The sequence below is a fragment of the Streptomyces sp. NPDC042336 genome (assembly GCF_055581985.1).
In genome coordinates this window covers 554,173-577,431 of the sequence record NZ_JBVJEA010000001.1, presented here as the reverse complement: position 1 = coordinate 577,431, position 23,259 = coordinate 554,173, and the positions used below count along the sequence as shown (strand labels likewise).

Here is a 23,259-nt window from a genome sequence, read left to right as displayed (position 1 = left end):
CGGGTCGGATCGATACGTAGCCTCCATGGTCCCACGGGTGGGGAGCCGGTATGGGTTTGGGACCCTTCACGACCCGCTGGTAGTGTGGGTGGTTGTGTCTCTTGCCCTCTCAGCTGGAGGCACTCCTTCAAGAAATCATCGGCACGGGACCCTCGCGGCCTCGTGCCTGAACCTGCAAAGGCTCATTCGTGGCGAACATCAAGTCCCAGATCAAGCGGAACAAGACCAACGAGAAGGCCCGGCTGCGCAACAAGGCCGTCAAGTCCTCTCTGAAGACCGCGATCCGCAAGGCCCGTGAGGCCGCTGCCGCGGGTGACGTCGAGAAGGCCACCGAGTACCAGCGCGTCGCTTCGCGCCAGCTCGACAAGGCCGTCTCCAAGGGCGTCATCCACAAGAACCAGGCCGCCAACAAGAAGTCGGCGCTGGCGCAGAAGGTCGGCGCCCTCAAGGGCTGAACCCCTTATCTGGTCTGATCGCCGGAAGGACCAAGAGCGGGCCCTCTCTCATCCGCTCCCGTCCGGCACCCAGGGTCCATGCGCGGCCTGCGTTCGCCACGCGGGCATGGATCCGCGAGCTTGATCCGAAGGCCCCGGTGGCCGTCCTTCCCCAGGACGGACGCCGGGGCCTTCGGTCTGTCCCGGAGGCCGGGGGCGAGGCCGAGCGGGCGGGCTCAGGACCGGCCGCGTGAGCGCGCCGCGCGGGCGACGATCACCACGGCCTTCTCCAGGGCGTACTCGGGGTCGTCCCCGGCGCCCTTCACCCCCGCGTCTCCGCGAGCTTGATCCGAAGGCCCCGGTGGCCGTCCTTCCCCAGGACGGACGCCGGGGCCTTCGGTCTGTCCCGGAGGCCGGGGGCGAGGCCGAGCGGGCGGGCTCAGGACCGGCCGCGTGAGCGCGCCGCGCGGGCGACGATCACCACGGCCTTCTCCAGGGCGTACTCGGGGTCGTCCCCGGCGCCCTTCACCCCCGCGTCCGCCTCGGCCACCGCGCGCAGCGCCACGGAGACGCCGTCCGGGGTCCAGCCGCGCATCTGCTGCCGGACACGGTCGATCTTCCAGGGCGGCATGCCCAGCTCGCGGGCGAGGTCGGCGGGGCGTCCGCCGCGGGCCGAGGAGAGCTTGCCGATGGCCCGCACGCCCTGCGCCAGTGCGCTGGTGATCAGCACCGGTGCCACGCCGGTCGCCAGCGACCAGCGCAGCGCCTCCAGTGCCTCCGCCGCACGTCCCTCGACCGCCCGGTCGGCGACGGTGAAGCTGGAGGCCTCCGCCCGTCCGGTGTAGTACCGCCCGACGACCGCCTCGTCGATGGTCCCCTCGACGTCGGCGGTCAGCTGGGACACCGCCGAGGCCAGCTCCCTGAGGTCGCTGCCGATCGCGTCGACCAGGGCCTGGCACGCCTCGGGCGTGGCGGACCGCCCGGCCGTACGGAACTCGGAGCGCGTGAAGGCCAGCCGGTCGGCGGGCTTCGTCATCTTCGGGCAGGCCACCTCGCGGGCCCCCGCCTTGCGGCCGGCGTCGAGCACGCCCTTGCCCTTGGCGCCGCCCGCGTGCAGCAGGACGAGGGTGATCTCCTCGGCGGGGGCGGCGAGGTATGCCTTGACGTCCTTGACCGTGTCGGCGGACAGGTCCTGCGCATTGCGTACGACCACGACTTTGCGCTCGGCGAAGAGCGAGGGGCTGGTGAGCTCGGCGAGGGTGCCGGGCTGCAGCTGGTCGGGGGTGAGGTCGCGTACGTCCGTGTCGGCGTCGGCGGCCCTGGCGGCGGCCACCACCTCCTGCACGGCACGGTCGAGCAGGAGGTCCTCCTGGCCCACGGCAAGGGTCACCGGGGCGAGAGGGTCGTCGTTCGCAGTCTTCCTGGCCATCGCGACAAGCATCGCACGCACCACTGACAACGCCGGACGGGCGCTAGGGCTCCTCGCGCCAGCCCTCCCACTCCCCGGCGAACGCGTCCAGCTCACCGGGGTCCAGCGCTTCCCGCTCGTCCCGCAGGACGACGAGCCACTGGGCGTCCTCGGCGTCGTCCTCGCCGGCCAGGGCGTCCCTCAGGATCCGCGGTTCCTCGTCGATCCCGAAGCGGTCCCCGAGCTCCTGGGCGGCCTCCTCCGCGGCGTCGCGGTCGGGCAGCACCAGTACATGTCTCACGTCGCTCACGGGTGCCATTGTCGGTCAGCTCTTGGGCACGATCTGCACGTCGAGGTCGATGCGGATGCTGGGGCCGACCACGGCGATGCCGCGGGCCAGCATCGTCTGCCAGCTCACCGTGAAGTCGTCGCGGTGCAGCTCGGTGGTGGCACGGCAGGCCGCCCGCGTCTCGCCCTCCATGCCGTTGCCGAGTCCGAGGTACTCGGTCTCCAGCGTGACCGTGCGCGTCACGCCGTGCAGGGACAGCGCCCCGATGACGGCCCACCGGTTGCCGCCGCGGTGCGTGAACCGGTCGCTGTAGAACTCCAGCGTCGGAAACCGCTCCACGTCCAGGAAGTCGGCCGAGCGCAGGTGGTCGTCGCGCATCTTCACGTTGGTGTCGATGGACGCCGCGTCGATCACGACGTGCATCGCGGAGTGCTGCATGTCGTCGGCGATCCGGACCGCGCCCGCGAAGGAGTTGAACCGGCCGTGGATCCGGGCCAGCCCGATGTGCCGCGCGGTGAACGCGATCGAGGAGTGCGCCGGCTCGATCTCCCAGTCACCCGGCGCGGGCAGCTCCGGCGGCTGGGCCACCTGCAGCGTCACGTCGCCGAGCGAGGCCAGCGCGTCCGGGACGACCGTCACGGAGGCGCGGTACGGGGTGTATCCCTCGGCGGACACGGCGAGCCGGTACTCCCCCGCGGGCACCGTCGCCACGAACGATCCGAAGGGGTCCGTACCGCCGCCGACCACCTTGCGTCCCATGACGTCGCTGACCGTGAACTCCGCGCCCGGCACCGGGTCGTTGACGGGGTCGAGGACCCGGCAGCTCAGTACTCCCGCGTCCGGCGGGGTGCGCACCGCCGCCAGGGGACCCGTCCGTTGCATCCGCTTCGTTCGGCTTCCCAGCAAGCGGCCGATCATTTGCGACACCCTCTGCACGACATCGAAAACTAGTTGACGGAGAAACATTCGATCACCGATGTGGCTTTCGGGGCAACACGGGACCACATCACGGGAAACCGTCACATGTGCTGGGAGTGGGCGGGAGTGGCCCCGTGTGCTCATGTGTGGTCGTGTGTGGTCACGTGTGGGCCGATATCAGTGCACCGGGCGCGTGCCCCGCCTCGTCACCGCTCCCAGTACAGGCCGCGGACCTTCACGCCCGTGACCGTGATCGGGGCCTGGTCGGCGGAGTCGGGCGGGTAGTAGACGAACTCGAAGCGCAGCCGTTCGTCGGCGACGATCGAGCCGCTGTTCCCGAAGTCCGGGAAACTGCTGCCGTCGGTGCCCACCCGTTCGACGATGGGGCCGGTCCATCGGCTTCCGTCCCGGCGGAGGTGGTAGAAGCGGCCCTGGAGCGTGGAGCCGGGTGGCACGACGGCCCGGAGGTAGGCCGTGGCCTGGTAGTGGGACGCGCCGGTCAGCAGGTCCACGCCGTTCACGCTGAGCGTCGTCCACTGCCGGGGCGTGATCCGCTGGTCGTCGCCGGTGGATCGGCTGATCGCTCGCGGCATGTCTTCCTCCTCGGAGTCGCCGGGTGTCCAGCCGGCGGGGTGACTGAGGCGTTCTTCGACCCGGGCGCGCATCGACGCCATCGTGAACCCGCGCGGATCGATCTTTCCGGGCTGCCACTCGAGGTGGCCGATCACCGAGCGCTCGCTCCAGCCGTGGTGGCGGCACACGGCCGCCGCGGCCCGCTCGATCGCGTCCAGCTGCGCGGCGGGCCAGGGGTCCTTGCCGTCGCCGAGGTTCTCGCACTCGAAGCCGTAGAAGTGCCGGTTGCCGTCGGTGTTCGCCTCGTTGTCCCGCGGCAGGGCCTGCTCCGCGACGACGGCGCGCAGGACGTCGTCGTCGCCCAGACCGGCGTGGTTGGCCCTGCCGTAGCCGACCAGGTGCACGCGGCCGTCCTTGGTGATGACGCCGTGGCAGAGGGGGCCGGGCAGGCTCGCGTAGCCCTTGCGGCAGATCTCCACGGTGGCGGCGCTGCCCCGGGTCACGGTGTGGTGGATCATCACGCCGTTGACGGGGCCCCAGGCGCCCTTGTGGTTGCGGTTGTGGTCGCGCCAGTCGCCGACCTCGACGACGGTGAGGCCCTCCGCCCTCAGCGCCCTGAGGAAACCGGCCGCGGTCATGGGGGTGGCCATCACACACGCTCCGGCCGCGACCGGCCGCGTCGGTGGACGCCGCGCCGCGGATCGTCCTCGCCGAACCGGCGCACAACGGGGTGACCCGGCCTGGGGGTTCGGGGCATGGTTTCTCCTTCGGTCCGAGGGGTGACCGACCGTGGCCGGACGCGTCGGCCGCACGACACGGTGGCGTCTCCCGCGCTGGTCTGGAAATTCCCGGTGCCCGCCCGGGCTACGCCTCCCCGAGCACAGCGGGGACGGGAACCACTCGCGATCCGGCCAATACCGGATCCCCCGCGGCACCCTGAGGACCGGCGCGGCCGGCGCGGCCGACGCGGACGGCGTGCTCGTGGCGGTGGCGACCGCCTCCTGTCCTCACTCCCCCGCCACCCGCAACTCCTTCCCCGTACCGGCGACGGCCACCGCCCCGTCCCGGTCCGTGCGCAGCACCGTCGCTCCCCGGGCACGCAGCGCCGCCACCGTGCCGGGGGCCGGGTGGCCGTACGTGTTGTCCTCGCCGCAGCTGATGAGCGCCAGACGGGGGGCGGCCTTCCGCAGGAACGCGAAGTCCTGGTGGGCGGAGCCGTGGTGAGCCACCTTCAGGACGTCCACGTCCTGAAGCTCCGCCGCCGCAGGGGAGCGGGCCAGCTCCCGCTGGGCCGGGGGCTCCAGGTCGCCGAGGAGCAGCAGGCGCAGGCCGGCCGTGCGGACCAGGAGAGTGACGCTGGCGTCGTTGGGGCCGCCTTCCGTGCCCGGTGGCACGGTCGCCGGTGGGCTCGGCGGGGGCCATACCACCTGCCAGGACAGTGGGCCGGAGCGCCGCTGTTCTCCGGCGGCCGCGTGCCGCAGGGGAATGTGCCCGGCCGCTGCCTGTCTGTGGACGAACTCGGCCTGGTCCTCGGGCTCTTCGAGGGCGGTTGTCTCGATCGCGCCCACCGAACGGCCCCGCAGCACCCCGGGCAGCCCGGCCACGTGGTCGGCGTGCAGGTGGGTCAGCAGCACGAGGGGTACGCGGGTGATGCCGAGGGTGCGCAGGCAGTGGTCGACCAGGGCGGGGTCGGGGCCCGCGTCGACGACGACGGCCGTGCCCTCTCCCGCCGCGAGGACCAGCGCGTCGCCCTGGCCCACGTCGCACATCACCATCCGCCAGCCCGGCGGGGGCCAACCCTTGATCACCCGGGCCAGCGGGGGCGGCTGCACCACGACGAGGATCAGCAGCAGGGCGCAGACGCCGCACCACCACGGGTGCCGCACCAGACGCCGGCCGGCCAGCAGCACGCCCACCGTGGCGAGGGCGAGCAGCGCCGCCCCGGCCCAGCCGCCCGGCCAGTCCACTCCCGCGCCGGGCAGCGCGGCCCCGGTGCGGGCGATCCCCGCGATCCACTCGGCAGGCCAGCCCCCGCACCAGGCCAGGACCTTGGCCGGTGGCAGGGCCACTGGTGCCGTCGCCAGCGCCGCGAAGCCGAGCACCGTGGCCGGGGCCACCGCGAACTCCGCCAACAGGTTGCACGGCACCCCCACCAGGCTCACCCGCTGCGAGAGCACGACGACCACCGGCGCGCACAGGGCCTGCGCGGCGCCCGCGGCGGCCAGCGCCTCCGCGAGCCGGGGCGGTACCCGGCGCCGGCGCAACGCCGCGCTCCATCGTGGGGCGATCGTGAGCAGCGCCCCCGTGGCCAGCACGGAGAGCACGAAGCCGTAACTGCGGGCCAGCCAGGGGTCGTAGAGCACCAGGAGCAGGACCGCCGTCGCCAGGGCCGGAACGAGTGATCTGCGGCGTCCGGTGGCCAGGGCGAGCAGGGCGACGGACCCGAAGGCCGCCGCCCGCAGCACGCTCGGGTCGGGCCGGCACACGACGACGAAGGCGAGCGCGAGTCCCCCTCCGAGCAGCGCGGTCGTCCGCAGGTGCAGGCCGAGGCGAGGCGCCAGTCCCCGGCGCTCGCTGCGCTGGGCCAGGCCCGGCGGTCCGAGGAGCAGCGCGAGCACGATCGTGAAGTTGGCGCCCGAAACGGCCAGCGTGTGGGTCAGGTCGGTCTCCTTGAACGCCTCCTCCAGCTCCGGCGTGACGCGCGAGGTGTCCCCCACCACCAGCCCCGGCAGCAGCGCCCGTGCGTCTGCCGACAGATCCTCGGTCGCCTCGCGCAGGCCGGCCCGCAACCGTCCCGCCAGCCGTTGCGCCGTCGAAGGCTCAGCCGGCGACTCCGGCGGCTGTCGGCCCGCCCGTACCCGCAGCACCGCGGCGATCCGGTCACCGCCCTTCCTCGGCGGCGACAGCCGTGCGGTGACGCGGAGCCTCGTGGTCGGCAGGAGCTCCAGCCAGCGGGAGGGTGCGGGCCGCGCGCGGGGCCGCTTCCCTCCCTCGCCGACGTCGACGAGGACGAGCACCGGCGTCCGGGTCGTCACCGCCGTCCCGCCCGCCTCGCCCAGCCGCCGCACGTCGGCCTCGATCAGCACCGTGGGCGGCACGGCACGGTCGCCCCGGACTCGCGGGCGGGTGAGGCGGGGGTCGGCCGTGACCTCCACCTCCGCGGTGACGGTGGCGTACCGCCGCGCCAGCTCCGGCACGGGTCCCCGGCGCGGGTCCGCGCCGTGCAGCGCGGCCGAGGTGGCGGACGCGGCGACACAGAGCAACACGGCGGCGGCCGGTGTGCGGTACCGTCCGCGCGGCGACACCAGCAGCAGCGCCCCGGCCAGGAAGAGGCTGCCCGTCACCACGCCCACCGTCCAGCCGGTCGGTACGTCCAGGACCAGTGCCGCCGTCGCCCACGCCGCCAGGGCGGGCGGTACCAGGCGCAGGTCAGCGGGACCCTCCTGCCGGGGGTGGGCCGCGCCCAGCCGGTGACCGGAGGCGGCGTGCACGGCGGCGCGCGGGGGCCTGACACGGGGCTCATGCGACCCGTCGTGCCCGTCCGGCCGGTCCACCTCGTCCGGCCCGCGCAGCCCTCGCAGCCCGCCCAGCCCGTCCGGCCGGTCCGCACGCATCACGTCCGTGTTCATGGCCGCACGAGGTCCCGCAGGTCGGCGAAGCGGCGCTCGCCGATGCCGTTGACCTCGCGCAGTTCGTCCACCGAGCGGAAACCGCCGTGCTGGGTGCGGTAGTCGATGATGTGCTGGGCGAGGACCGGGCCGACGCCCGGGAGGGTGTCGAGCTGGTCGGTGGTCGCCGTGTTGAGGGAGACCGGTGCCGCGGGCCCCGCCGCCCCCGTCGGCCCACCCGGAGCGGGGGCCGCTCCCGGTGGGGGTGCGGGCGCTCCGACGATCACCTGTTCGCCGTCCACCAGGAAGCGGGCCCGGTTGAGCCCGTCGGTCTTCGTGCCGGGCCGCACCCCGCCGGCGGCTCGCAGGGCGTCCGCGACGCGTGACCCGGCCGGGAGGCTGTGGACGCCCGGCTCGCGGACCCTGCCGCCGACGTCCACCACGATCTCCGGTCCGGCCGTGGTCGCCGACGCGGCCGTGGACCCGTGCTCGCCCGTCGTCGCACGGTCCCCGGCCGTCGGCCCCGGCTTGTCCTCCCGGTACGCCGCCGCCTCCCGCACCACCTCGGGTGCCGCCACCGGCTGGGTGCGACCGGACCAGAAGTGCTGCACCGCGAAGACCGCCGCGACGACGAGCAGTACCGAGAGCGCGGCCACGCTGCGCCGCTCCAGCCCGCACCGGGTCTGCAGCCACAGCGGCATCCGCTCCCGCAGCGCCTGCCAGGTCCGCTCCCGCCACGTCGTCCTGGTGCCGTCGGACACGCCCGTGCCGGTGTCCGTGCCGCCGGGGCCGACGGGGCCGGGCGGCGGTGGGCCCTTCCCCGGCCCGTCCTGCACATCCTCGTGGCCGGCCTGCTCGGCGCGCTCCCCGAACAGCGCCTCCGCCCTCCGCCGCAGCTCCTCGGGGGGCGGGTGCCGGCGGCCGTGCCGGGCGTGGGAGCGGGGGCGGGCGTGGGAGCGGGAGCCGGGTGCGCGACGGTGGGCGAGACGGCCGTCGGAGGCCGGGGCGCGGCCCGGGCCACTGGTCGCGGACGTGGTGCGTGAGCGTGATCGAAGAGCCATGCGACGAGGATCGGGCACCGCGACGCCCTCGCGATGATCATGGGCGATTCCCGGGGACTACCCACGGGTTGTGGAAAACTCCGGCCCCCTCACGGGTGACCGGCAACACGCATCCCGGGCCCCGGCCACGCCACTCGCCACGCCCCCGCGCGCGCTCACCGCGACGAGACCACGACCCCCAGCAGCCCCGGCCCCGTGTGCGCGCCGATCACCGCGCCGACCTCGCTCACGTGCAGGTCGGCCAGCCCGGGCACCCGGTCCCGCAGGCGGTCCGCCAGCGCCGACGCCCGGTCGGGGGCGGCGAGATGGTGGACGGCGACGTCGACGGGAGCGCTGCCCGCCCGGTCGGCGGCGATCTCCTCCAGCCGGGCGATGGCCTTGGACGCCGTCCGGACCTTCTCCAGGGGTTCGATGCGGCCCCCCGCCAGCTGGAGCAGCGGCTTCACGGCGAGCGCGGAACCGAACAGCGCCTGGGCCGCCCCGATCCGGCCGCCGCGGCGCAGATAGTCGAGGGTGTCGACGTAGAAGTAGGCGGAGGTGCCCGCGGCGCGTTTCTCCGCGGCCGTGACGGCCTCGTCGACCGTGCCGCCCGCCTCCGCCGTCTCCGCGGCGGCGAGCGCGCAGAAGCCGAGGGCCATCGCGATCATCCCGGTGTCCACGACCCTGACCGGGACGGCGGCCTCACGCGCCGCGACGACGGCCGCGTCGTGGGTGCCGGAGAGTTCGGCGGACAGGTGCAGGGAGACGATGCCGTCGGCGCCGGACTCGGCGATCCTGCGGTAGGTCTCGGCGAAGAGTTCGGGGCTGGGGCGCGAGGTGGTGACCGGCCGCCGTTTCTGCAGCGCCTGGGCCAGGGAGCGGGTCGAGATCTCGGTGCCCTCTTCCAGGGCCCGGTCGCCCAGGACGACGGTCAGGGGTACCGCGGTGATGCCGTGCCGCTCCATCGTCCGGGCCGGAAGGTAGGCCGTTGAATCCGTGACGATAGCGACATGGCGGGACATGAGCTGGAGGTTACCTGGCGTAGTGCCCGTACGGCAGTCCGGCCCCGACGACCGGGCGTTCACAGGGCCGGACCGGGCCGGCGGGGCCGCTCAGGTCGTGCTCTCCGGGCGGGGCTTCTTCTGCCACGGGTACACGGGGCTCGCGGCGGGCGGGGTGATGGCGGGGCGGGCGGGCTCCTGCGCCGGTCCTTGCGCCGGAGCGTCCGGCCAGGTCTGCCCGGTGGACGAGGCGTCGGCGGACGGGGCCTCGGGCCAGGAGGCCGGCGCGGTGGTCGGCTCCGCCCCCAGTCCCGGCCCGGGGTCCGTCTCCGTCCAGTGCCGCAGCGCGCCGGCCTCCACGTCGATCTGAGCGCTCAGTGAGTCGAGGTCGTCGTCCGCGAAGCGGCGGGCGCGGTCGCGGGCCGCCCAGCGCAGGGCGTCCGCCGACCGGGTGATGCGCTCGGTGCGCTCCCGCAGCCCGGGCAGGCGCTCGGCGAGGGTGGCACGGTCCGGCTCGGACTCCAGGCGCCGCAGCTCGCCGTCCAGCTCGAAGCCGTGCGCGCTGAGCCGCTCGAAGAGGGCGAGGGACTCCTTGAGGGACTCGTCCTCGGCCACGCGCGCGTGCAGCGCGTCCTGCGTGGCCCGCATGGAGGTGCGCAGGGTCAGCCGCAGCTGTGCCAGCTCGCCCGCCGGGCCCACCTGCACCAGGGACTTGGCCCGCAGGGTGTGGTCCTCGACGGTGCGCCGGGCCTGGGTGATGCCGCGGTCCACACTGCGCTTGGCGGCGCCGACGGCCTTCACCGTGGCGTAGACGCCCAGCACCACGGCGAGCAGGAAGAGCAGGGCGAACACTGTGAGCGCTGCTTCCACGAGGCTCCTCCTTCGGGCGTCCGGCCCGCGCACCGGCGGTCCACGGCACTGGTCGCGCCGCTCTTCCACGGTAAACGCAGCGGGCAGGCCCAGGGTTCCGCAAGAACCCCGAACCTGCCCGTACCGGACCCGTAGGGGTCGCCCGAGGCGCCCCGGTCAACGCCTACGCGGGGACGATGTTCACCAGCTTCGGCGCCCGCACGATCACCTTGCGGATCCCCGCACCGCCCAGTGCGGCCACGACCTTCTCGTCGGCCAGCGCGGCCTTCTCCAGGTCGTCCTCGGAGATGGAGGGGGCGACCTCCAGCCGCGCCTTGACCTTGCCCTTGATCTGGACGACGCAGGTCACGGTCTCGTCGACGACGTAGGCGGGGTCGGCGACCGGGAAGTCCTGGTGGACGACGGAGGACTGGTGCCCCAGCTTGCGCCACAGCTCCTCGGCGACGTGCGGGGCCAGCGGCGCGACCAGCAGCACCAGTCGCTCGGCGACCGACCGCGGGACCGGGCCTCCGGCCTTGGTCAGGTGGTTGTTCAGCTCGGTGACCTTGGCGATGGCGGTGTTGAACCGCATGCCCTCCAGGTCCTGCCGCACGCCGTCGATGGCCTTGTGCAGCGCGCGCAGGGTGTCGGCGTCGATGTCGCTCTCCGCGACGTCGGCCACGGACAGCTCGCCGGTGTTCTCGTCGACGACGTTGCGCCACAGCCGCTGCAGCAGCCGGAACTGGCCGACCACCGCGCGGGTGTCCCACGGCCGGGACACGTCCAGCGGGCCCATCGCCATCTCGTACAGGCGCAGCGTGTCGGCGCCGTACTCGGCGCAGATCTCGTCGGGGGTGACGGCGTTCTTCAGGGACTTGCCCATCTTGCCCAGCAGCCGGGAGACCTTCTCGCCCCGGTAGTAGTAGGCGCCGTCACGCTCCTCCACCTCGGCGGCCGGCACGGCGATGCCGCGGCTGTCCCGGTAGACGTAGGCCTGGATCATGCCCTGGTTGAACAGCTTGTGGAACGGCTCGGCCGAGGAGACGTGTCCCAGGTCGAACAGCACCTTGGACCAGAAGCGCGCGTACAGCAGGTGCAGCACGGCGTGCTCGGCGCCGCCGACGTACAGGTCGACGCCGCCGTGCGGCAGGCCCTCGCGCGGGCCCATCCAGTACTGCTCGATCTCGGGGTCGACCAGCTGCTCGCTGTTGTGCGGGTCCAGGTAGCGCAGCTCGTACCAGCAGGAACCGGCCCAGTTGGGCATCGTGTTGGTCTCGCGGCGGTACTTCTTCGGTCCGTCGCCCAGGTCCAGGGTGACGTTGACCCAGTCCTCGTTGCGGGACAGCGGGGTCTCGGGCTCGGTGTCGGCGTCGTCCGGGTCGAAGGTGCGCGGGGAGTAGTCCTCGACCTCGGGCAGCTCCAGCGGCAGCATCGACTCGGGCAGGGGGTGGGCGATGCCGTCCTCGTCGTAGACGATCGGGAAGGGCTCGCCCCAGTAGCGCTGGCGGCTGAACAGCCAGTCGCGCAGGCGGAAGTTGACGGTGCCCTCACCGGCGCCGGTGCGCTCCAGCCACTCGGTGATGCGCTCCTTGGCCTCGACGACGGACAGGCCGTCCAGGCAGACGCCGTCGTCCGAGGAGTCGGTGCTGGACGAGTTGATGATCTTGGCGTCGTAGGAGGCGAAGGCGTCCTCCCACGTCGAGGTGTCGGTGCCGCGGCCGTCGGTCGGCTCGACGATGCAGCGGATCGGCAGCTCGAAGGCGCGGGCGAACTCGAAGTCGCGCTGGTCGCCCGCCGGGACGGCCATGATCGCGCCGGTGCCGTATCCCATCAGCACGTAGTCGGCGATGAAGACCGGCACCTGCTCGCCGTTGACCGGGTTGGTGGCGTACGCGCCGATGAAGACGCCGGTCTTGTCCTTGGCCTCGGCCTGCCGCTCGACGTCGGACTTCGAGGCGGCCTGCGCGCGGTACGCGGCCACGGCCTCGGTCGGGGTGGCGTGGCCGCCGGTCCACACGTCGTGCGTGCCCTCGGGCCAGGCGTCCGGGGTGAACTTCTCCACCAGCGGGTGCTCGGGCGCCAGCACCATGTAGGTCGCGCCGAACAGGGTGTCGGGGCGGGTGGTGAAGACGGTGATGCGCTCGCCGTCGACGGGGAAGTCGACGCGGGCGCCCTCGGAGCGGCCGATCCAGTTGCGCTGCTGCAGCTTGATGGCCTCGGGCCAGTCCAGCTGGTCCAGGTCGTCCAGCAGCCGGTCGGCGTAGGCGGTGATGCGCATGTTCCACTGGCGCAGCTTGGACTTGAAGACGGGGAAGTTGCCGCGCTCGGAGCGGCCGTCGGCGGTGACCTCCTCGTTGGCCAGCACGGTGCCCAGTCCGGGGCACCAGTTGACCGGCGCGTCGGAGGCGTAGGCCAGGCGGAACCCGCCCAGGACGTCGGCGCGCTCGGCCTCGCTCAGGGTGCTCCACGCGCGCCCGGGGTGACCCGGGACGGCCCGCTCACCGGAGGCGAACTGGGCGACCAGCTCGGCGATCGGGCGGGCCTTCCCCGCCTCGTCGTCGTACCAGGAGTTGAAGATCTGCAGGAAGATCCACTGGGTCCACTTGTAGTACTCGGGGTCGATCGTGGCGAACGACCGGCGCTTGTCGTGGCCCAGACCCAGCCGGCGCAGCTGGCTCTGCATGTTCTTCATGTTGGCTTCGGTGGACACGCGCGGGTGCGTGCCGGTCTGCACGGCGTACTGCTCGGCGGGCAGGCCGAAGGCGTCGAAGCCCAGGGTGTGCAGGACGTTGTGGCCGGTCATCCGCTGGAAGCGGGCGAAGACGTCGGTGGCGATGTAGCCCAGGGGGTGACCGACGTGCAGGCCCGCGCCGGACGGGTAGGGGAACATGTCCATGATGAACTTCTTGGGCTTGGCGACCAGCTCCGGGTCGCCCGCCAGGTCGCCCTTGGGGTTCGGCGCGGCGTACGTCCCCTCGGCGTCCCAGAAGTCCTGCCAGCGTGCCTCGATCTCGGCGGCCATGGCAGCCGTGTAGCGGTGCGGCGCGGCGTCCGCCGTCACGGGGGCGGTCGCCGCGGGGTTCGTCTCGCTCATGATCCTCAAAGCTCCATCGATCGTCTCTGCCAGCGGCTGCGACATTCATGACCAGCGGCTGCGATTGCCGGGAAATGAAAAATCCCCTCGCACAGGAGGGGACGCCGCGCCGATTCCGGCCACCGGACTACGACCGGGGTCGGGACTGATCAGCGCGGCTCGCTAAGCAGAAGGCGTACGGCACGCATGGCGTCAGGGTACCGCAGTCGTCGAGCGGGCCGCGACGGGACCGGGGCGGCCTCGCGGCGACCGGAATCCGGGGGCCGGGATCCGGAAACCGAAGCCGACCCTGAACCAAGGTCAAAGGTTACTTCGCGTAACGACCACTAAGGGACACCAGCACGAGCGCGCTGTCATTTGATAACAACGCAATAACTCAAACCTCCTACCCACGGGTATGGCGCCACTTAGAGTGCGGCAGCGGGACCGCTTTCCCGAACCGCTCCGGAGTTGCCCCCATGAACCCTCCCCCGATCCACCCTCGCCGCACCAGCCCGCCGCCTCCCGCCACGTCCCTGACGTGCGGAGGTCCGTCGTCATGACGAACGACAGCACGATGGACGACACCTTCGCCCAGTTCCTGAACTTCGGCGCCGGCGTCCTCTCCCTCGTCTTCCTCAGCTGCTCGGTGATCTGGGGTCTGCTCGCCCAGGACCGGATCGTCCTCGACACCCGGCAGCGGATCCTGGCCCAGGCGGTGCACCGGACCACCGCGGTCGCCTCGGTCGTCTTCCTGCTGGTGCACATCGTGGTCAAGCTGGCCCTGGACCACACCACCTGGGTCGCCGCGGTCCTCCCGTTCGGACTCCTGGCCACGGACGACGAGGCGTTCGGCGGCCGGGCCGTCCTCATCGGCTTCGGCACCCTGGCCAGCATGCTCATGATCTTCGTCGGGGTCACCGGAGCCCTGCGCAACCGCTTCGCCTCCCCGGCCCCCGTGGCGGCCCGCTGGCGGGCCATGCACATGCTGGCCTACCCGGCGTGGTGCCTGGCCCTGCTGCACGGGCTCTACGCGGGTCGCGCGGCCAAGCCGGTCTTCGTGGTCCTGTACGCCCTGTCCGTGGTCGGCGTCATGGCGGCCCTGGCGCTGCGCGCGGCGCCCCGGCCGGTCAAGCGCAAGGTCGCCGACCGGATCGCCGGCCTCCTCGGGACCGGGGAGCGGCCCGCCCGCGAGGAGCAGGCGGAGAGCCGGCCGAGGGACACCGCGGCCCTGCCGGGCTACGAGCGCGCCGGGGCGTCGCCCACGCGTGGCGCGTCCCCGTCCGCACCGCTGTACGAGCCCGCGGAGCGCCTCGCTCCTCCCGAGCCCGCGGGTGGCTTCGCGGCGGCCTACCGCGCCGTGTCCGGCCCCTCGGGCACGCGCCGGCGGCCGCTGACGGCCGACCCGGCCGCGTCCGCCCCGCTGCCGTCGGACCTGCGGCCCACCGAGGCGATGCCGGTCGTGGACGGCAGCGGCAGCACCTCGGGCAGCTGGCCCGTACCGTCGCCGCCCCCGGTCGGCGAGGCGCCTCCGTCGCTCTACGACCCGCTCAACGACACGGGACACACCATCCCGGTCTACGGCACGGCGGACCCGTCGGCCCCCTCCGCGAGCTACTCCGCGCAGTACGCCTCGGGCTACGGATCGAGTGACGTGTACGACACCCGTGAGACGAACGCGGTCTACGACACGTACTACCCGGACGACACGTACAACAGCGGTCCCGCCCCCGAACCAACCCCCGGTGTGCCGTCGTCGGTCCACGACTTCGACGCACCGGGTTCCGGTGAACCTTGGAACACGCCTTCCGGAGGCTTGAATTGAACGAGGCCCTGCCCGACGTCCCAGAGGTCCGCGTGGTCGGGCTTCCCCAGCTCACGTCGGGCTTCGACCTTGTCGAGCGCCTGGATCTGCCGATGCACCTCAAGGTGCACGGTCCGCTCGAACCGATGGGCGGGGAGCAGCTCGCGCAGCTCTCCGAACGCATCAGCCTGAAGGGCCGCGGCGGCGCGGGCTTCCCCTTCCACAAGAAGCTGCGCTCGGTCGCCGAGGCGGCGATCAAGCGCGGCGTACGCCCGGTCGTGGTCGTCAACGGCAGCGAGGACGAGCCGGCCTGCCGCAAGGACACGGTGCTGATCAACCGCGCCCCGCACCTGATCCTGGACGGCGCGCTGCTGTGCGCCGAGGCCATGGGCGCCCGCACGCTGGTCATCGGGGTCACCCGCGAGTCCACGCAGCGTTCCATGGAGGCCGCCCTCGCCGAACGCGGGCTGAGCAACGGCCGCCGGTCCGCCCTCCGCGCGCGCGTGCAGCGCAATCCGGTGCGCATGGTCACCGGCGCGGCGGCCTCGCTGATCCGCTCCATCGACGGCGGTCCGGCGATCCCGCCCGGCCGCAAGGTGAGCGCCTCCAGGAGCGGCGTCGGCGGCGCGCCGACCCTGCTGTCCAACGCCGAGACCTTCGCCCAGCTGGCGATCGCCGCCCGCATCGGCCCCGAGCGCTACGGCAACACGGGGCTGTACGACGAGCCGGGCACCGTGATGCTCACCGTCTCCGGCGCGGTGGCCCGCCCCATGGTGATCGAGGTCCCGACGGGCGTGCCGCTGCGCTACGTCCTCCAGCTGGCCGGCGCCCCGCCGGTGCCGCAGGGCGTGCTGACCGGCGGCTACCACGGCAAGTGGATCGACGCGGCGACCGTCGACGAGGCGATCGTCTCCCGCAACTCGCTTCAGCAGGTGGGCGGCTCGCTCGGCGCGGGCGCGATCCTGCCGATCAGTCAGGACACCTGCCCGCTCGGCGAGTCGCTGCGGGTGGCGCAGTGGCTGGCCGAGGAGAGCGCCGGCCAGTGCGGGCCCTGCTACCTGGGTCTGCCGGCCGCCGCGCGCGGCCTGGAGGACATCCTCAACGGCGGCGGCCCGGCCGCCCTGGAGGCGGTCAAGCAGGTCGCGAGGAACGTGAAGCGGCGCGGTGCCTGCTCGCACCCGGACGGCTCGGCGATGTTCCTGGAGTCGACCGTCACGGCGTTCACGGACGACCTGGCCGCCCATGTCCTCGGCAACGGCTGCGGACGGCCCGTGGAGGGCGTGCTGCCGCTCTTCGAGGGCGGCCGGAACCCGACCGGCGTCCCGGGCGGCGGGGAGGACAACGGCCCCAGCCGCCAGAAGATCTACGTCGACTGGACGCTGTGCCGGGGCCACGGGCTGTGCGCGGACATCCTGCCGGAGGTCTTCCAGCTCGGCGCCGACGGCTTCCCGACCGTCGCGCAGGCCGAGGTGCCGCGTTTCGCCGAGGCCAAGGCGGTGCGCGCGGTGCGCCGCTGTCCGGCGCTGGCGCTGCGCATCGAGGAGGACACCCGCGGGCAGGCACCGTCCTCGCGCAGCAACCTGCCGGTGCTGTCCCAGGGCCGCGGCCGCCGGGCGCTCGGCCGCTGAGACACGAACAAACCCCCCGGATGCCGATCCGGGGGGTTTCCCTGTGGAGCTAAGGAGAATTGAACTCCTGACCTCCTGCATGCCATGCAGGCGCTCTACCAACTGAGCTATAGCCCCTTGCCCTTCATCCGCCCGGTCTCCCCGGCGGCGACGCCAACATTACACGGTCCACCGGGCACAACACCAAATCGTTTCCGTTATGCCCGTTTTACCCTCTTGCGGTCCCGCCTCGCCCTCAGGCGGTCACGAACGAGTAGAAGCGTTTGAGCGTGCAGTGCTCCTCGAGGAGCCGGCCGTAGATCGGCTCGCCCTCAAGCTCGCGGTACGTCTCGATGGGGTCGCCTTTTATGATCAGCGCCCGCGCGCATTCCTCGCACCAGTACTGGTAGTCGGGGTTGACCGGCTCCATGTCGCGCACGATGGGCGTGCCGCTGCCGCACCAGTCGCACTTCCGCCTGTGTGCACCCATCGATCAGCTCCAGCTGTGGCCGCAGGCCGTGCACACGTAAGAGATCCCGCCGTTGTCGCCGAGGACTTGGGCCACATGACCGGAACCGCAGGAAGGGCAGCTGAGACGGGTGACCGTGTTCCGTGCCACCGCTCCGCCGAGGAGGTGACCGACCTCCTCGAGGATGCTCCCAGGCATCGCCACTCCCTCCCGTCGGGCCGCGGTCCCCTTCCGGCCGTTTGATTCTGCCACGGCCCGGCCGACCCGGTCAGCGACGCCTCAGTACCGGTCCGGACACGGAGTCCCACCGACGTATACGCCCGTGGGACGCAGGTTGCTCAAGCGAGCGGAGACGAAAAATCCCGCCCCCCGAAGGGGACGGGATTCGTCCGTGGGTTGTGGAGCTAAGGAGAATTGAACTCCTGACCTCCTGCATGCCATGCAGGCGCTCTACCAACTGAGCTATAGCCCCTGGTGCCACGCGACCCGGGCCGCATGGTCCTTCACTTCGTCCGCTCCGCTCGGCGGGGCGAACAAGAAGAACTTTAGCCTGCGACCTGCCGGAAAGTGAAATCCGGGTCCCGTGCACACCGGCCGCGGCCCGGGCGTCGGCTCAGACGTCGTCGCCGATCACCGGTTCCGGCAGCGTGCCGGCGTTGTGCTCCAGCAGGCGCCAGCCGCGGGCACCCTCGCCGAGGACCGACCAGCAGCAGTTGGTCAGGCCGCCGAGGCTCTCCCAGCTGTGCGGTTCCAGGCCGAGCAGGCGGCCGATGGTGGTACGGATCGTGCCGCCGTGGCTGACCACCACCAGGGTGCCGTCCTCGGGGAGCTTCTCGGCGTGCCGGAGCACCACGGGGGCGGCGCGGTCGGCGACCTCGGTCTCCAGCTCGCCGCCGCCGCGGCGCACGGGCTCGCCGCGCTTCCAGGCCGCGTACTCGTCGCCGTGCCGGGCGATGATCTCCTCATGGGTCAGACCCTGCCAGACACCCGCGTAGGTCTCCCGCAGGCCCTCCTCCAGGGTCACCTCGAGGCCGGTGAGCACGGACAGCTCGGCGGCCGTGTCCGCGGCGCGCACGAGGTCGGAGGCGACGATCGCGTCGGGGCGCAGGTGCACGAGCAGCCCGGCCGCACGTCGGGCCTGGGCGACGCCGGTCTCGGTCAGCTCGACGTCGGTGCTGCCCTGGAAGCGGCGCTCCACGTTCCACGCGGTCTGGCCGTGCCGCCACAGGATGACGCGGCGGCCGCGGCCCGGCCTGCCCGCCGTCACCTCGCCGGTGGCGCTCATCGCCAGTCCTCGTCGGTGCGCGTCGCCTCCTCGGCGGCCTGGAGCTTCGCGTGCTCCTCCGCCTTGCCGCGGGTCTCCTTGGCGTCGGCGGGCAGCTCCAGCTCGGGGCAGTCCTTCCACAGCCGCTCCAGGGCGTAGAAGACGCGCTCCTCGCTGTGCTGGACGTGGACGACGATGTCGACGTAGTCGAGCAGGACCCAGCGGGCCTCGCGGTCGCCCTCGCGGCGCACCGGCTTGGCGCCGAGCTCCTTGTTCAGCCGCTCCTCGATCTCGTCGACGATCGACTTGACCTGGCGGTCGTTGGGCGCGGAGGCCAGCAGGAAGGCGTCCGTGATCGACAGTACGTCGCTGACGTCGTAGGCGATGATGTCGTGCGCGAGCTTGTCGGCCGCGGCCTGGGCGGCGGCGTTGATGAGTTCGATGGAGCGGTCGGTCGCGGTCACTGCCTGGCTTTCGGGTCGGCGGTCGGTTGACCTCAAGGGTCTCACGACCGCCGACACGGGCCCGCGCGACGGAGTGTCCGCCGCCACGTCCCCCTACGACGCCGGCTTGTAGTCCTGGCCGAGCACCACCGAGACCCGCGCGTTCGCGGAGACCTTCCCCTGGGAGACGGCGCCGGTGGGCAGGCCCAGGGTCTTGGCGACCTGGACGGCGTTCTCCTTGTCGGCGGCCTCGGCGTAGACGACCTTCGACGTGGCCTCGGTGCCGGAGGCGGTGCCGCCCGACACGTAGGTGAAGCCGCCGTTGACGAGGACGACGCGGGCCTTGCCGGTGCGGTCCTCGGAGCCGGTGGCGTTGCGCACCCAGACGCTGACGGCGGCGTCCTTGTCGGGGCTCTTGGCGGTGCCGCCGAGGACGTCCTCGACGACGCTGTCACTGGCCTCGGCGCTGAGCCCGCCGTCGTCCTGGACGGGCAGCAGCGCGGTCTTGAAGTCGCCGCCCTTGGCGCGGTCGGAGAGCCCCGCGAGGAAGGAGCCGAGGTCCTTCTCGGTCAGCGGCGGGTCGAGGATCATCCCGAGGGTCTGGACGGTGGTCGTCGCGCCCTGCGGGTCGGAGGACAGCTTGCGCAGCACACCCTGCATGACCTGCCCGAACCGTTGCAGCTGGGCGTTGGCGTCCTCGCCCTTGGCGCGGTAGGTGGCGTAGGCGACGGCCATCTTGCCGCTGAGGGTCTGGCCCGCGCCCTTGTGCACGAGGGGCGCGGCGCCCTTGTCCTTGGACTCCGGGTCGGGGACGTCGGCGTCGGTGTCGACGTCGACGTTGCCGACCAGGTCGACGAGGATCTGGAGGTAGGGCGTGTCCAGGCGCCAGGTGCCCTCGATGTCGGTGCCGAGGGCGGAGTCGAGGGCGGTGCGGGTCGCGTCGGGGCCCTCGTCGTCGACGGACTTGGCGAGCGTGGTGGTGCTGCCGTCGTCGCCGGTCAGCGCGAGCGCGTTGGGCACCAGCACGGCGGTGCCCTGCTTGGTGGTGGTGTTGTTCACGAGCAGCGCGGTGGAGGTGCCGCCGCCCTTGGTGTCGTGCAGGTGGACGGCGATCACGTCGCGCTTCTGGGCGCCGGCCGTCGCCGTGTCGCCCGTCTTGTCGTCGGAGGAGGAGAGTCCGGGCAGCTTCCCGGCGTACCAGAGGTAGCCGACGCCGCCGACCGCGACCAGGGCCAGGACGATGACCAGGGCGACGACGCGCGAGCGGGCACGCCGCCGGGCCTCCTCGCGGCGCTCGGTGCGGTTCTCCGTGAACTTCATCCAGTCGATGACGTCCTCGGAGTCGCCGGTCGGCTCCTCGACGAAGGCGAACTGCTCGGTGCGGTAGTCCCCGCCGGGTCCGGCCTCCTCGGCGTGGTCCGTGCGCTCCCGCTGCTCGGGCGGGCCCGCCTGCTGCGGGATGTGGGCGGTCTGCTCGGCGACCCGTGCCTGCGGCCCGCTGGTCGCGGCCCGGCCGTACGGGTCGTACGGCGGCTGCGGGCCGGCGGGCCGGCCGCCGTGGCCGCCGTAGTCGGGCGCGGGCGGCTGGGCCGGCTGCTGACCGGTGTCGTAGCCGCCCTGGGAGCCGTAGGGGTCGTAGGGCTGCTGAAAAGGCTGCTGGACGGGCTGCTGGGTGCCCGTGGCGTACGGGTCGTAGCCGTAGCCCTGCTGCCCGTACTGCTGCTGTCCCTGCTGCCCGTACTGCTGTTCCTGCTGTCCGTGCTGCTGCGCGTACGGGTCGTACTGCTGCTGGTGGCCGGGCTGGGCGTAGCCCTGCTCCTGTCCCTGGGCCTGGCGGTACACGGGGCGGCCGTACTCGTCGTAGCCGACGAGTTCGTACTGGTCGTCGCCGTGTCCCGGGTCGTATCCGTCGTTCACCGGTGCCCCTCTCGGCTCACTCGCCGCGGTACAGGTGGCGTTTGTCGATATAGCGCACGACTCCGTCGGGCACCAGGTACCAGACGGGATCGCCCTTGGCGACTCTCGCACGGCAGTCCGTGGAGGAGATGGCGAGGGCGGGCACCTCGACGAGCGAGACGCCGCCCTTGGGGAGTCCGGCGTCCGTGAGGGTGTGCCCCGGCCGGGTGACGCCGATGAAGTGGGCGAGGGAGAACAGCTCCTCGCTGTCGCGCCAGGTGAGGATCTGGGCGAGGGCGTCGGCCCCGGTGATGAAGAACAGGTCCGCGTCCGGGTTGAGGGCGCGCAGGTCGCGCAGGGTGTCGACGGTGTAGGTGGGGCCGCCGCGGTCGATGTCGATGCGGCTGACGGAGAACTGCGGGTTCTCGACGGTCGCGACGACCGTCATCAGATAGCGGTCCTCGGCCGCGGAGACCGCGCGGTGGCTCTTCTGCCACGGCTGCCCGGTCGGCACGAACACCACCTCGTCGAGCTGGAACTGCGCGGCGACCTCGCTGGCGGCCACGAGGTGGCCGTGGTGGATCGGGTCGAAGGTGCCGCCCATGACGCCCAGGCGCCGCTTGCCCGCCGACGGTCCGTCGCCCGGACCGTTGACCGGTCCGGTGGCGCGGGCGGGCACCGCGTTCTGCGTGCCGCGCGCCGGCGCGTGCGCCGGGCCGGTAGGCGTGTCGTGCTCTCCCATGCGTGCAGACCCTACCGGCCCGCCCGGAGCGCCCCGGTCGCGCCCACTCGGCCGCGTGCTCAGCGGTCGCGGTTGAACCGGGTGGTGATCCACAGCAGGAGCAGCAGGATGACGAACGCGCCGATGCCGGTGACGTAGGGGCTGAGGCTCTCGTGGTTGCCGCCGTGCTCCTCGCCGCCCTCGGCGGCGAGGGTGACGAACTGGGCGGCGCTGAGGGGAAGGCTCATCTTCGGCAGGACCTATCCGGTGTGGGCGGGACAAGACGTCCGCTCATCGTATGCGGGCGCCCCGCGGGCGATCACGCCGACTCCGCCGTTGGGGACGGGGGGACGACCGGGCGTGCCGGGTCAGGGGAACCTTCGGATCTCCTCAGTCGTCCTTCTGCTTGTACCCCCGCAGCAGGAACCACGCGGTCAGCACACAGCCCACCACCATGACGATCAGGACGATCCGGAGCAGATTTCCCGGCCCCTGCTGCCCGGCGGCGGTCGCGGCCCCGGCGAGCCAGTCGGGGTGGGGGATGTGCTGCATGGCGTGGACTCCTTAGACGTACTGCCCGTCCACGGTATCTCCGCCTAGGCTGGGCCCGGCTCGGGGGGCGCAAAGGGCCGCACAAGGGTTCGCAAAGACCGTACGTCCAGGTCACACATACGCGCATGGGGGAAGAGATGTCCGACGGCCACCACAACGGGCACGAGCACGTGCCGAGCAGGCAGCGCAGGCGCTTCCCCGGGATCTCCTCGCGTGCGTACGAGCATCCGGCCGACCGCAGTGCCCTGGTGGCGCTGCGCAAGCTGAGCGGTTTCGACACGGTCTTCAAGGCGCTCAGCGGCCTGCTGCCCGAGCGGAGCCTGAGGCTGCTGTTCCTGTCCGACTCGGTGCGCGTCTCGGACCGGCAGTTCGCCCATCTGAACGTCATGCTGCGCGACGCCTGCTACATCCTGGACCTGGAGAAGGTCCCGCCGATGTACGTCAACCAGGACCCGGTGCCGAACGCGATGTGCATCGGCCTGGACGAGCCGATCATCGTCGTCACCACGGGCCTGGTCGAGCTGCTCGACGAGGAGGAGATGCGGGCGGTCGTCGGGCACGAGGTGGGGCACGCCCTGTCCGGGCACGCGGTCTACCGGACCATCCTGCTCTTCCTGACCTCGCTGGCCGTCCGGGTCGCCTGGATCCCGCTGGGGAACGTGGCGATCATGGCGATAGTGACCGCGCTGCGCGAGTGGTTCCGCAAGTCGGAGCTGTCCGCCGACCGCGCCGGTCTGCTGGTCGGCCAGGACCTACAGGCCTCCATGCGGGGCCTGATGAAGATCGCGGGCGGCAACCACCTGCACGAGATGAACGTGGACGCGTTCCTGGAGCAGGCCGAGGAGTACGAGGCGGGCGGCGACCTGCGCGACTCGGTGCTGAAGATCCTGAACGTGCTGCCCCGCTCGCACCCCTTCACCACGGTGCGGGCCGCCGAACTGAAGAAGTGGGCGGAGTCCCGGGAGTACCAGCGGACCATGGACGGCCACTACCCGCGGCGCGACGAGGACAAGGACACCTCGGTGCGGGACTCCTTCCGGGAGTCGGCGTCCCACTACGCCACGCACGTGCGCAGCTCCAAGGACCCGCTGATGAAGCTGGTCAACGACATCGCGGGCGGCGCCGGCGACCTCGGTGACCGGATGCGCCGGGGCTTCGGCGGCTTCACGGGCTCCCAGCCCAGGCAGCCCGGGGACGGGGACGGACCGGCGGAGGGGCCCGAAGGGCCCGAGGCGCCCGGGGGGCCTCAGGGGCCCGCTGACGGCGGCCCGGAGTCTCCGCGGGACGGCTCACCGCGCGACGGCGCCTGA

General features: G+C 72.5%; 19 protein-coding genes, 2 tRNA genes and 1 pseudogene. 4 read left to right on the top strand and 18 right to left on the bottom strand.

The genetic code is table 11. From position 1 onward, the window contains the following. The first annotated feature begins 188 nt into the window (after positions 1–188). Positions 189–455: a 30S ribosomal protein S20 gene (gene rpsT, locus ACZ6IM_RS02715; protein WP_030180898.1), complete on the top strand. Its 267-nt coding sequence runs from the start codon at positions 189–191 to the stop codon at positions 453–455. A 418-nt stretch (positions 456–873) separates the two neighbouring features. Here the strand turns inward: rpsT and holA are convergent, their stop codons facing one another. The 9 genes and pseudogenes from holA to leuS all read right to left on the bottom strand — a co-directional run bounded on the left by holA (position 874) and on the right by leuS (position 13,214). Further along, positions 874–1,863: a DNA polymerase III subunit delta gene (gene holA, locus ACZ6IM_RS02710; protein WP_469553941.1), complete on the bottom strand. Its 990-nt coding sequence runs from the start codon at positions 1,861–1,863 to the stop codon at positions 874–876. Positions 1,864–1,906: 43 nt separating this feature from the next. Then, positions 1,907–2,152, bottom strand: coding sequence for a hypothetical protein (locus ACZ6IM_RS02705; RefSeq protein ID WP_052838296.1), 246 nt, complete (start codon positions 2,150–2,152; stop codon positions 1,907–1,909). 15 nt (positions 2,153–2,167) lie between these two features. Beyond that, complete coding sequence (locus ACZ6IM_RS02700; protein WP_469553939.1) at positions 2,168–3,049, bottom strand: YceI family protein; 882 nt, start codon at positions 3,047–3,049, stop codon at positions 2,168–2,170. Positions 3,050–3,687: 638 nt separating this feature from the next. Then, positions 3,688–4,272: pseudogene (locus ACZ6IM_RS02695) on the bottom strand (N-acetylmuramoyl-L-alanine amidase); the annotation flags it as partial. A gap of 357 nt (positions 4,273–4,629) precedes the next feature. Continuing rightward, the gene (locus ACZ6IM_RS02690) at positions 4,630–7,251 is read right to left on the bottom strand and encodes a ComEC/Rec2 family competence protein (RefSeq protein WP_469553937.1); all 2,622 of its coding nucleotides are present in this window, start codon (positions 7,249–7,251) and stop codon (positions 4,630–4,632) included. Then, positions 7,248–8,291 (bottom strand): ComEA family DNA-binding protein, encoded by a 1,044-nt coding sequence (locus ACZ6IM_RS02685; RefSeq protein WP_469553935.1) that lies wholly within the window; start codon positions 8,289–8,291, stop codon positions 7,248–7,250. Before ACZ6IM_RS02685 ends, ACZ6IM_RS02690 begins: the two co-directional genes overlap by 4 nt. Positions 8,292–8,446: 155 nt before the next feature. Further along, entirely contained in the window at positions 8,447–9,292 is an 846-nt protein-coding gene (locus tag ACZ6IM_RS02680) for a DegV family protein (protein ID WP_469553933.1), read from the bottom strand. A 90-nt stretch (positions 9,293–9,382) separates the two neighbouring features. After that, positions 9,383–10,141, bottom strand: a complete 759-nt coding sequence (locus ACZ6IM_RS02675) for a hypothetical protein (protein ID WP_469553931.1) — start codon at positions 10,139–10,141, stop codon at positions 9,383–9,385. A gap of 163 nt (positions 10,142–10,304) precedes the next feature. Beyond that, a complete protein-coding gene (gene leuS, locus ACZ6IM_RS02670; protein WP_469553929.1) occupies positions 10,305–13,214 on the bottom strand; it encodes a leucine--tRNA ligase in 2,910 nt (969 codons plus the stop codon). A 538-nt stretch (positions 13,215–13,752) separates the two neighbouring features. Between leuS and ACZ6IM_RS02665 the strand changes: the two genes are divergently transcribed. Continuing rightward, the gene (locus ACZ6IM_RS02665) at positions 13,753–15,018 is read left to right on the top strand and encodes a hypothetical protein (protein WP_052838178.1); all 1,266 of its coding nucleotides are present in this window, start codon (positions 13,753–13,755) and stop codon (positions 15,016–15,018) included. Beyond that, a complete protein-coding gene (locus ACZ6IM_RS02660; protein WP_052838177.1) occupies positions 15,015–16,625 on the top strand; it encodes an NADH-ubiquinone oxidoreductase-F iron-sulfur binding region domain-containing protein in 1,611 nt (536 codons plus the stop codon). Before ACZ6IM_RS02665 ends, ACZ6IM_RS02660 begins: the two co-directional genes overlap by 4 nt. A gap of 44 nt (positions 16,626–16,669) precedes the next feature. Here ACZ6IM_RS02660 and ACZ6IM_RS02655 read toward each other — a convergent pair. The 9 genes from ACZ6IM_RS02655 to ACZ6IM_RS02615 all read right to left on the bottom strand — a co-directional run bounded on the left by ACZ6IM_RS02655 (position 16,670) and on the right by ACZ6IM_RS02615 (position 21,949). Further along, positions 16,670–16,742: transfer RNA gene (locus tag ACZ6IM_RS02655), tRNA-Ala, on the bottom strand. 118 nt (positions 16,743–16,860) lie between these two features. Then, positions 16,861–17,094, bottom strand: coding sequence for a hypothetical protein (locus ACZ6IM_RS02650; protein ID WP_003976229.1), 234 nt, complete (start codon positions 17,092–17,094; stop codon positions 16,861–16,863). A 378-nt stretch (positions 17,095–17,472) separates the two neighbouring features. Next, positions 17,473–17,545, bottom strand: a tRNA-Ala gene (locus tag ACZ6IM_RS02645). Positions 17,546–17,686: 141 nt separating this feature from the next. Beyond that, positions 17,687–18,358 (bottom strand): histidine phosphatase family protein, encoded by a 672-nt coding sequence (locus ACZ6IM_RS02640; RefSeq protein WP_052838176.1) that lies wholly within the window; start codon positions 18,356–18,358, stop codon positions 17,687–17,689. Further along, positions 18,355–18,801 carry a ribosome silencing factor gene (rsfS, locus tag ACZ6IM_RS02635; RefSeq protein ID WP_052838175.1) on the bottom strand — a complete coding sequence of 149 codons (447 nt, stop codon included), beginning with the start codon at positions 18,799–18,801 and terminating at the stop codon, positions 18,355–18,357. The genes ACZ6IM_RS02640 and rsfS overlap by 4 nt, the downstream gene beginning before the upstream one ends. Before the next feature lie 93 nt (positions 18,802–18,894). Further along, positions 18,895–20,697 (bottom strand): LCP family protein, encoded by a 1,803-nt coding sequence (locus tag ACZ6IM_RS02630; protein ID WP_469553926.1) that lies wholly within the window; start codon positions 20,695–20,697, stop codon positions 18,895–18,897. Between the two features lie 16 nt (positions 20,698–20,713). Next, complete coding sequence (gene nadD, locus ACZ6IM_RS02625; RefSeq protein ID WP_052838173.1) at positions 20,714–21,418, bottom strand: nicotinate-nucleotide adenylyltransferase; 705 nt, start codon at positions 21,416–21,418, stop codon at positions 20,714–20,716. 59 nt (positions 21,419–21,477) lie between these two features. Then, the gene (locus ACZ6IM_RS02620) at positions 21,478–21,645 is read right to left on the bottom strand and encodes a hypothetical protein (protein ID WP_003976223.1); all 168 of its coding nucleotides are present in this window, start codon (positions 21,643–21,645) and stop codon (positions 21,478–21,480) included. A gap of 142 nt (positions 21,646–21,787) precedes the next feature. Then, the gene (locus tag ACZ6IM_RS02615) at positions 21,788–21,949 is read right to left on the bottom strand and encodes a hypothetical protein (protein WP_052838172.1); all 162 of its coding nucleotides are present in this window, start codon (positions 21,947–21,949) and stop codon (positions 21,788–21,790) included. A 137-nt stretch (positions 21,950–22,086) separates the two neighbouring features. Between ACZ6IM_RS02615 and ACZ6IM_RS02610 the strand changes: the two genes are divergently transcribed. After that, positions 22,087–23,259, top strand: a complete 1,173-nt coding sequence (locus ACZ6IM_RS02610) for a M48 family metallopeptidase (protein ID WP_469554244.1) — start codon at positions 22,087–22,089, stop codon at positions 23,257–23,259.